The sequence below is a fragment of the Methylorubrum podarium genome (assembly GCF_022179745.1).
In the GTDB taxonomy this organism is placed as follows: domain Bacteria; phylum Pseudomonadota; class Alphaproteobacteria; order Rhizobiales; family Beijerinckiaceae; genus Methylobacterium; species Methylobacterium podarium.
In genome coordinates this window covers 1-2328 of record NZ_BPRD01000292.1, presented here as the reverse complement: position 1 = coordinate 2328, position 2328 = coordinate 1, and the positions used below count along the sequence as shown (strand labels likewise).

Annotated in this window: 3 protein-coding genes; all 3 read left to right on the top strand. The window is 74.3% G+C overall.

The features are described 5' to 3' along the window. The first annotated feature begins 3 nt into the window (after nt 1-3). Nucleotides 4-921 carry an STM4014 family protein gene (locus MFF42_RS14865; protein WP_306423538.1) on the top strand — a complete coding sequence of 306 codons (918 nt, stop codon included), beginning with the start codon at nt 4-6 and terminating at the stop codon, nt 919-921. After that, on the top strand, nt 918-1721 hold the full coding sequence (locus MFF42_RS14860) for an STM4013/SEN3800 family hydrolase (RefSeq protein WP_238256424.1): 804 nt from the start codon (nt 918-920) through the stop codon (nt 1719-1721). Before MFF42_RS14865 ends, MFF42_RS14860 begins: the two co-directional genes overlap by 4 nt. Further along, nucleotides 1718-2328: radical SAM protein (locus MFF42_RS14855; RefSeq protein ID WP_238256423.1), on the top strand; the 611-nt coding region annotated here is incomplete at its 3' end. The genes MFF42_RS14860 and MFF42_RS14855, both read left to right, overlap by 4 nt.

Below are 2328 nucleotides of genomic sequence, written 5' to 3'. Positions count from 1 at the left end.
GCGCTGCTGCGCCTCGGCGGGGCGGACGATGGTGAAGATGAGGCCGGTGGGGCGACGCGGCTGCGCCCCGACCACGCTTTCCAGCGCGGGCTTGCCGCCGCGCTTCGGCTCGCCCGCCGGTCCATCCCGCCGGGCGTCGCCGTGACCCACGAGGCGGAGACGGTCGCCCTGTTCTACGACAAGCGGGCCTGCCACGCCGCGATGTTCGCCCAGAACCTGCCCGTGCCTCGGGCGCTGCCGCCGGCCGCCTCGTTCGAGGCGCTGCGGGACACGATGCGCGCGGCCGGGATGAGCCGCGTCTTCGTCAAGCCGCGCTTCGGGTCCGGCGCCGCCGGCATCGCCGCGCTCGCGCTTGCCCACGACGGGATCGTCGCGGAGTCCTCGGCCGAGCACGTGCCCGGCGCGCGCCGCGGCGTGCTCCACCATTCCCACCGCATGCGGCGCTATCGCGGGCCCGAGGCCGTGGCGCTCGTCGACGCCATCCTTGCGCAGGACGCGCATGTGGAGCAGTGGGTGCCGAAGGCGGCGCTCGACGGCGGGCCCTGCGACCTGCGCCTGCTCGTGGTCGGCGGCGAACCCGCCCACGCGGTGCTGCGCACCGCCCGCGGCCCGATCACCAACCTCGATCTCGGCGGGCGCCGGTCCGATGCCGAAGCGCTTCGAGCGCTGGTGCCGCCCGCCGCGTGGGACGCCATGCTGGCGGATTGCCGACGCTTCGCCGCTCTGTTCCCGCGGACCTTCCACCTCGCCTTCGACGTGGCGCTGACGGTGGGCCTGCGCCGCCACGTCTTCTTCGAGGTCAACGCCTTCGGCGATCTGATCCGCCGCGTCCGCCACGAGGGGCTCGACCCTTACGCGTGGCAGGTCGCGCGCCTGCCGGGCTGGATTGCCGCGCGCCGACCCGTGGATCTCGCCGCATGATCCGCGCCGCCGAATTGGTCGGCTCGCACGACGTCCTGCTCGTGACGCTCGATTCCCTGCGCTACGACGTGGCCGCGACCGCCCTGGCGGCGGGCCGGACGCCGAACCTCGCGGGTCTGCTGCCGGCGGGCCGATGGGAGCGCCGCCACGCGCCGGGCAGCTTCACTTACGCCGCGCATCAGGCGATCTTCGCCGGCTTCCTGCCGACGCCCGCCGAACCGGGGCCGCATCACCGCCATTTCGCGCTGCGCTTCGAGGGCAGCCGCACGACGGGGCCGGACACCGTTCTGTTCGATGCGCCCGACATCGTTTCGGGGCTCGCCGCGCGCGGCTACCACACGCTGTGCATCGGCGGCGTCGGCTTCTTCAACAAGCGGACCCCGCTCGGCCGCGTGCTGCCCGGCCTGTTCGCCGAGAGCCACTGGCACGGCCGTTTCGGCGTGCAGGCGCGGGATTCGACCGAGGCGCAGGTCGGCTTCGCGGTGGAGCGGATCGCGGCGCTGCCGCCCGAGCGAAAGCTGTTCCTGTTCCTGAACGTCTCGGCGACCCACCACCCGACCTGCGCCTACCTGCCGGGCGCGAGCCGGGAGAGCGCCGAGACGCAGGGCGCCGCGCTCGCCTACGCCGACGGCGCCCTGCCGCCGCTCTTCGCGGCGCTGAGCCGGCGCGGGCCGGCCTTCTGCATCCTGTGCGCGGACCACGGCACCGCCTTCGGCGAGGACGGCTATCGCGGCCACCGCCTGGCGCATCCCACCGTCTGGGACGTGCCCTACGCCGAGTTCATCCAGGAGGCGGCATGACGAGCGGCATGACGGGCGGCTTGCAGAGCGACCTGGGCGCGGCGGCGGCGCTTCTCGCGGGGCCGGTCTACGGCGGATACCAGTACGCCTACCCGCACAAGACCGCCTACCGGCCGCTGCCGCATCCCGTGCCCCTGCGCGAGGCCTGGGCGGAAGAGCCGAAGGACGGCCTGTTCCTCTACGTGCACGTGCCGTTCTGCGCGATGCGCTGCGGCTTCTGCAACCTGTTCACCCTGACCCGCGGAGAGGGCAGTGTCGCGCCCTATCTCGACGCCCTGCGGCTCCAGGCCGAGACCGTGGCCGACAGTCTCGGCCGGTTCCGGGTCGCCCGCATGGCGCTGGGTGGCGGCACTCCGACCTTTCTGGAGGCCGCCGATCTCGACCGGCTGCTCGCGGACCTGCGCGACACGTTCGGGGCCACGCCGCTCGCGGTGCCGGCCTCGGTCGAGACCGCGCCCGGTACCACCACGCCCGAGCGGCTCGCGGTCCTGCGGGAGCACGGGGTCGAGCGCGTCAGCATCGGCGTCGAGTCGTTTCGCGACGACGAGGCGCGAGCGATGGGCCGGCCGCAGGCGCGCCGGAGCGTCGAGGCGGCGCTGGGCGCCAT

Excerpts from the sequence above, each read along its gene's own strand:
- MFF42_RS14860 (WP_238256424.1), top strand. The coding sequence starts at position 918 with ATGATCCGCGCCGCCGAATTGGTCGGCTCGCACGACGTCCTGCTCGTG.